Here is a 6,801-nt window from a genome sequence, read left to right as displayed (position 1 = left end):
TTTTACTTTGATTTATTGCCAACAGAAGAGGTAAGTAAAAATACTAATAGGAGTTTAGACTAACCGCGCCCTAAAGCGCGGTTAGTCTAAACTCCAGTAAAAAGAAGCACCAAAAATAAACTTAGCTGAAATCATCTTCTATCCTGCCTTCTGCCTAATAGACAATTTCGGATTCGGATTCAGGATTGGCGTGAAAATTCCAGTAGTTTTCTGCAATACTTTCAGGGTTGTATTTTGGATCGCTCGCATTAACTGTACCGCAAATAGTAATCGTCCCCACTCGAATGCCTTCATTTTTCAAAGCATCGCTCAATATTTTGGCTAGACTGCGAATACCTGCTTTCCCAATAGATAGGGATGCAAAATCTGGGCTGGGATATAAAGCGAATCCACCCCCTGTCAGGAGAATAGTTCCTTTTTCTTGCTGTCGCATTCCGGGTAAAACTGACTGTACGGCAACTAATGCTCCTGCTACGTTGACTTGGAAATCATTGATTAAACTCTCAAAGGTTTCATTCAGAACATTTACCATTTTTGGCACGGCTGCGTTGTAAACAAGGACTTCTAGATTTGCAATGTTTTTCACGGAGGCTAAGGCAGATTTTAACGAAGCTTCGTTACTTGCATCAGCGGTGAAATAATGCGCTTCATACCCTTCTCTTTGCAAGCTGTTTTTAAATTCGTTTAATTTAGTTTCATTGCGAGCTAGCATGGCGATCGCATACCCTTCTTTAGCAAAGCGGCGTGCTATTGCCAGTCCATTCCCCTCACCCATACCGACAATTGCCAGTAATTTTTTCATGCCGTTACCAGCCTCAAACTAAGAACGAAGTTGTTATTACTGGCAATGTAACAGGCTAGAATAAATTAATCAAATCGATTATAAGCATACTCACTATTAATGAAATCAATAGACTTGGGGACGATCGACCTAAATTTACTGGTGGCGTTCGAGGCTTTGTTTGAGGAACGCAGCGTCACGGCTGCCGCTCGAAGGTTATATTTGGGACAGCCTGCTATGAGTGCGGCGCTGGGAAGGTTGCGATCGCTATTTAAGGATGAGCTATTTATCCGCATTGGCGCGAAAATGGAACCTACAAGCAAATGTAAGGCTTTGGCTCCCGGTATTTTGCTAGCATTGCAACAAATTCGCCAAACTATCGAATTTAATCGGAGTTTTAATCCGGCTTCTTCTCAACGCAGTTTTGCGATCGGCAGTTCGGACTCGGTGAGCTATGTACTAATGCCAAAGCTATGGGAAATTTGTCAACAAACAGCACCAGGAATCAACTTGCGACTGATGGCATTTGAGAAAGATAATGTTAAAGAAATGCTAGAACAGGGGATTATTGATGTCGCGTTAGGAGTGTTTCCCAATCCACCTCAGCAAACATCGATCGAACCTTTGTTTCAAGAGCGATTCATCGGAATTGCCCGCCAAGGACATCCGGCATTAATAGATGGTTCTATATCAAGAGAAACCTTTGTCAGTTTGCCTCATGCGTTGTTCACAATGCGACGGGATGCAACGGGAGAAATCGATAAGTTATTAGCTCGTTACCATCTCCAAAGGCGCGTGGCGTTGACAATTTCCCATGCTTTAGCGATACCAGAGATTGTATCAAAAAGCAATCTAGTTGCAGCAATTCCTTCTCGTTTAGCCAAAAGTTTTATCTCTTTATGTCCTTTACAAATATTTGAAGTTCCCTTAGAAACAGAGCCTTGGACTGTTTCATTACTGTGGAGTAAGCTAGTCGATAAAGACCTTGCTAATTCCTGGTTGAGACAAACAATCAAAACTGTTTGTCAGGCTATTTAATTTGGTAAATTTATTTAAGTTGTCCACTTGTTAAATGGATACTTAGCTAAATTAGCATTGAAGTATCTCGGCTCGTTTGACACTTCCGCTCCAATCCAATCTGGTAATTCAATCACTTGGTTTTCATCAGTTAATTCAACTTCGGCTATAATTAAGCCTTGATTTTCACCTAAGAATTCATCTACTTCCCAAATTAAACCACCCTGCTCAATTCTGAACCTAATTTTCTCAATCAAAGGACGCTCGCACAAAGTATTGAGCATTTCTCGGGCATCTTCGATCGGGATGGGGTACTCAAACTCAGGTCTAGAAGTACCAACAGTCAAACCCTTAATGGTTAAGTAGCCCCGCTCGCCTACAATACGAATGCGAACAGTGGTTTCGTTTGTGGTGCGAATGTAACCTTGGCAATAAATAATACCAGTCCCAAGGGTTCGCCATTTGTCACCATTAACTAAAAATTTGCGCTCTATCTCCGTAGCCATGTGTAATATTTTTGTATAGATAGGCAATATTCCTGTCTAAGTTTCACAATTGCTAGGGCTTTTCTCGTAGCGATCGCAGTAAAAAACCGGCTTCTATTCTTTTTTTGCTAAATTTCCTTTTGGACAATAGCAAAACCCGATACCACGCCTGCGCTGGTCGATCGTAAAAAGTAAAAATGTCGCCATAAGCTACATTAGCATCTTGATGATGAAGGCAATGCCGTTCGGGAGTTGTGATACACAATTTGTTACAAATGCGCGATATCCAAATGGGAGTTGGACTCTCACTAATAGAAGTATGTCTCCACACGACATGACACTCAGCCAATCCAAGACCTAAAATACTGCCAATGGGAGATATACCCCAAAGCAGCGGAATAAAAATTAAATAGGGAAATACTGCCAAAAAACCATTAAACAGCACCAATGGTTTCCTGGTTAACACTGCATAATGAATGAAACTTCGATTCTTACTATGATGAATTAAGTTATGGTATTTGCCAAAAATATGTTCCGGCACATGATAAAAAAATGTCCCGATAAAATCCCCAGACAGTAGTAAAAACAAAGCTACCCAAGCTGCCTTAAAAATTTCCACAACTACCTCTTACGAGCGCGAGTTAATTAGTGCTGTAACGTTATCTATGAAAGTTAACGCTAACATTAGTTTTTTGGTTCAGTGCAATCTCAGCCGTGAAAATCGAATCTAAAACAACCTTACACTTGAAAAGTAAAAATTATGTTAAGCCTAAGTTAACATTTTTTGGCAAGCGCAGATTGCTTCAAATAAAGTCTGAACAGACGCAGCCAGCGTAACCAAACTTTTGCTGGTTCCTCAAAGAAGGTACTTACGGTTCGCTCATTTGAAAGTGAGTTAGAGAAAATGGACACTAGAAACACTTTATTGGAGGCAGATAGTTTTTCTTTAGGAAAAACTATCTGCCTCCGGTAATCAAACAGGCTACATTGTGGCATGGTAGGGGAAGGGTTTTCTCATCCTTGGGCATCAGTTTCGGTAAGTTTATGTATTATGAAAAGCCTGACAGTAGCAGAACAAGAATTCGGGCGTATAGTACGTAGAGTACCGGGTCGCCCACCCGGTAATTTTCCAGACTTGACAGAAGAAAATTGGGGCGTTGTTGTCTCTCACGAAGCATTAGGGATTCGCGACATTTTTCAAAAGTTTCTAGAAGGACAGAAATTAGCGCCTCTATCTGGATATGAAGAAGAAATTCAGGTGGCTTTAAAGCCTGTTATTGAAACCGAATACTCGGCTGGAGAAAATGTTATTAAATTTAACGATACTTCTAAGTTAAAAGCGGGAGATATAATTGTTTTAAATCTACCCACCTCACCAGTAAATAATATACGTACTCAAAACAATCAAAAATTTAATTTAGCATCAGAATTAAAACAAAGTTGTAGTTTAACAACTCAAATTGAGCAAAAGAGCGAAAATCAACTGCTGACTGCAACTAAGTCAGTTAAGGAGCCAAAAGGGTTATATAATGTCTTTAAAAATGCTGCCGATGAAGTTTTAAGAGCGATTCAACCATATAATGAAAATGAAAAAGTAGCTTGCCCATCTCTTCAAGATAAAATATGCGATGCCATCGTCGAACGGATGAATCAAATACGCAATACTCGCACTGTTAGCATAAGAGTCGAAGCTGTTTTAGATAATCGCACGATTCAAATTTTACCTCAATCAATTGATTTACCAGTCGGAACTGAGATAGTAAAGAAACAAATAGCTAGAACGAAAGAAGAAGTCAACGTTAATTTTATAGGTCATTTAGGTTTGGATTGGATGGTAATGGTAGATGGCATTAGCATACCGTTTTCCGAATACAAGCGGCGTACAGTATTAAAACAAAAAGGATTCGATATCGATGAGAATGGAGACATCTTGGCAGGTGGTATGCGGTTACGAGATACTATGCCACCATCAACTTATGAAACATTTGTTAAAGAATTAGAAATTGATATCGAACACAGTGTTGTTATTCCTCCCCATCCAGCAATATCTTGCCGACCCGATGAAATTAAGCGCCAGAATACAACAAAGTATGGTGCAGCAATTAGTTCGTCTATCTATAAGTTACTCGACCAGAAGTGGTTGATTCACGATGGCAGTAACGGTAAAAGTTTAATAGACAATCCTTTAGAGTGCTTATTGCCGTTGATGGTAAGAGAGTCAGAATTAGAAGAATTCAACGGAGTGGTAAATCCAGATGCTATCGCACGCGATTTTTACAAAAATAATGGGCAAATGTTGCATAAAGTTGTGTTTGCCTATATCAAGAGACAAACAGGTAAAAAGTGGGGTATACATGAAAGTATAAGCGAATATGAGCTAGCGTTGAAAGTAGCGAAAGAATTATTGGTAACTGTACGTTCTGAATTAATTGAAAGGCGGGGACAGGATTGAATTTTTTAATACTATTATCTATAATAATACCAATATTTATCAAAAAGCCGAGCGAAAATAAATGCGGTTACCCACTTTTTTCAAAGTATACAGACCCAAATTTTAGTAGCGAGCGGTAGTTTGATGAAAACCTACATTTTTAAGTAAAAAACGTGGCTCACGAACAACTTCCACTTCCAGTCATAGGCGATATGGTGCTGGGAACACCGCACCGTATTTCTCATAATAAGGCTAATAGCCAACCAACATCAGGAGATATGGTGTTGGGATTTATGCCATCTGCCTATCAAAAAGCTATCTTCGATTGGTTGGCATCCGGTCAGGGGTCGTGTGTAGTTTCTGCTGTACCGGGTAGCGGCAAAACTACTACTTTAATTAAAGGTGCTAATTTTATTCCCAATTTTCTGCGCTCGCGTTTTCTAGCATTCAACAAACATATTGCTGACGAGCTAAATCGTAAACTGCCCAAACACATCGAAGCGAGTACTATACACAGTTTGGGTTTGTCAAGTTTATGTCGTGCTTTTCGCAATATGCCTGAAATTAACAAACGTAAATATTCAGTAATTGTTAAAGATTATTTAGCAGATAGAAAAGTACACTCGCCACTGGAATACCATCGATTGGTATCGCTGGTAAAGTTCAGTCAACTTACTCTAGCTGACCCCAGCAATAGCACAACGTTAAAACAATTATGCCATTATTATGGATTGCCTAGCATAGGAGATTGGGATTTTATTCAAAAAGCTGTGTTTGAGATTCTAGAAATAGGAATACGTCAGTGTAGAGAATTCATTTCATACGAAGATATGGTGTGGCTACCATCTGTGTTGAATTTGCCAGTATATAGCTACGATTTTCTGTGTGTAGATGAAGTGCAAGACCTTAACGCCGCACAAATCGATATTGTCATGAGGGCATATAAAGCAGGAGCTAGGGGTATTTTTGTTGGTGACGAACGTCAAGCTATCATGGGATTTAGTGCCGCCGATCGACAGAGTATTGCTAATATTATAGAGCGAAGTAGTGCGATTCAATTACCTTTATCTATTTGCTATAGATGTCCGACTACCCATATCGAGTTGGCCAATCAGATTTATAACGTAATAGAACCTCGCCAAAATGCGACATCAGGAACGGTTACATCAATAAAAATAGCAGAAATTCCGAAAATTGCTAAATCTGGCGATTTGATTATCTGTCGCTGCTTTTATCCGTTAATACCAGTATATTATGAATTACTCAAAGCAGGAATTGCAGCAAAAATTAAAAATAAGGATATAGCCAGTCAACTAAATAGTTTACTAGGCGAAATTGTAGGAGACTCAGTGAAAAGGTATAGTTGCCAGGAATTTACTAATACTTTGCAAGCGTGGTATGAGTCAAGAAAAAAACAAATGCTCTTTGATAAAGTACCGATGACAGTAGTTGTGGATTTGCACGATCGCATCCTAACCCTTAATGCCATTTATACGGGTAATAATTGTCAAGATACAGCCGAACTGACTGGGGCGATCGAGCGTTTATCTAAAAGTGATTTTAATGAAGTGTTCTTGACCACGATACATGGCTCTAAAGGGTTGGAGGCTGAGAGAGTTTTTCATATTAGACCGGATTTGCTTCCACATCCAAGAGCTGAGAAGGATTGGGAAAAGGAGCAGGAAAAAAACTTGCAGTTTGTCGCTGCTACGAGGGCCAAACACGATTTGTTTTTAGCGAACAAATAGTTAATATTTGACGCTCTGCGAGCTCGCAGCTACGCATATTCTTGCGTCTACAGACATTCTCCACGCTTGGAGAACATCCAACATCTGCACAAAGGAATCGTACCAAGTGGCTCGTTCTTCAGACCGGATGAAGCCATTACAGTAGCATCTCTCTTTAGGTCTAAAAAATCTAATTTTAGCTAAATGGTCGAGTCCGGCTGACTTTGGCAGGACAAAGAATGCGAGAGCCATCCTTATACCCTACAAACCTCACAAAAACCAACTCTCCCTCAGCAATATCATTGACATCTGCTTGATGTAACTGGGGATTGTAAGGTACTTGTTCCCAAACTTGACCTA

Annotated in this window: 6 protein-coding genes; 3 read left to right on the top strand and 3 right to left on the bottom strand. The window is 39.8% G+C overall.

What is annotated here, in order from left to right; genetic code table 11:
* Positions 1–154: 154 nt before the first annotated feature.
* Positions 155–802, bottom strand: coding sequence for an SDR family NAD(P)-dependent oxidoreductase (locus H6G03_RS36445; RefSeq protein WP_190475713.1), 648 nt, complete (start codon positions 800–802; stop codon positions 155–157).
* Between the two features lie 99 nt (positions 803–901).
* Here H6G03_RS36445 and H6G03_RS36440 point away from each other — a divergent pair, with 99 nt between their 5' ends.
* On the top strand, positions 902–1,819 hold the full coding sequence (locus H6G03_RS36440; protein WP_190475711.1) for a LysR family transcriptional regulator: 918 nt from the start codon (positions 902–904) through the stop codon (positions 1,817–1,819).
* 14 nt (positions 1,820–1,833) lie between these two features.
* On the opposite strand, the gene H6G03_RS36435 is transcribed toward H6G03_RS36440, so the two are convergent.
* Both H6G03_RS36435 and H6G03_RS36430 read right to left on the bottom strand, forming a co-directional pair.
* A complete protein-coding gene (locus H6G03_RS36435; RefSeq protein WP_190475709.1) occupies positions 1,834–2,304 on the bottom strand; it encodes a CYTH domain-containing protein in 471 nt (156 codons plus the stop codon).
* A gap of 52 nt (positions 2,305–2,356) precedes the next feature.
* Entirely contained in the window at positions 2,357–2,902 is a 546-nt protein-coding gene (locus tag H6G03_RS36430) for a sterol desaturase family protein (protein ID WP_190475707.1), read from the bottom strand.
* Between the two features lie 432 nt (positions 2,903–3,334).
* Here H6G03_RS36430 and H6G03_RS36425 point away from each other — a divergent pair, with 432 nt between their 5' ends.
* A complete protein-coding gene (locus tag H6G03_RS36425; RefSeq protein ID WP_190475705.1) occupies positions 3,335–4,735 on the top strand; it encodes a hypothetical protein in 1,401 nt (466 codons plus the stop codon).
* A 152-nt stretch (positions 4,736–4,887) separates the two neighbouring features.
* The gene (locus tag H6G03_RS36420; protein WP_190475703.1) at positions 4,888–6,462 is read left to right on the top strand and encodes a UvrD-helicase domain-containing protein; all 1,575 of its coding nucleotides are present in this window, start codon (positions 4,888–4,890) and stop codon (positions 6,460–6,462) included.
* Positions 6,463–6,801: the final 339 nt, after the last annotated feature.

This window comes from Aerosakkonema funiforme FACHB-1375 (assembly GCF_014696265.1).
Lineage (GTDB): Bacteria > Cyanobacteriota > Cyanobacteriia > Cyanobacteriales > Aerosakkonemataceae > Aerosakkonema > Aerosakkonema funiforme_A.
This window is presented reverse-complemented; position numbering and strand designations above follow the sequence as displayed.

What these genes read in the sequence shown, in the direction of transcription:
- H6G03_RS36445 (WP_190475713.1), bottom strand. Translation starts at nt 802, where the DNA reads ATGAAAAAATTACTGGCAATTGTCGGTATGGGTGAGGGGAATGGACTG.
- H6G03_RS36440 (WP_190475711.1), top strand. Translation starts at nt 902, where the DNA reads ATGAAATCAATAGACTTGGGGACGATCGACCTAAATTTACTGGTGGCG.
- H6G03_RS36435 (WP_190475709.1), bottom strand. Translation starts at nt 2,304, where the DNA reads ATGGCTACGGAGATAGAGCGCAAATTTTTAGTTAATGGTGACAAATGG.
- H6G03_RS36425 (WP_190475705.1), top strand. Translation starts at nt 3,335, where the DNA reads ATGAAAAGCCTGACAGTAGCAGAACAAGAATTCGGGCGTATAGTACGT.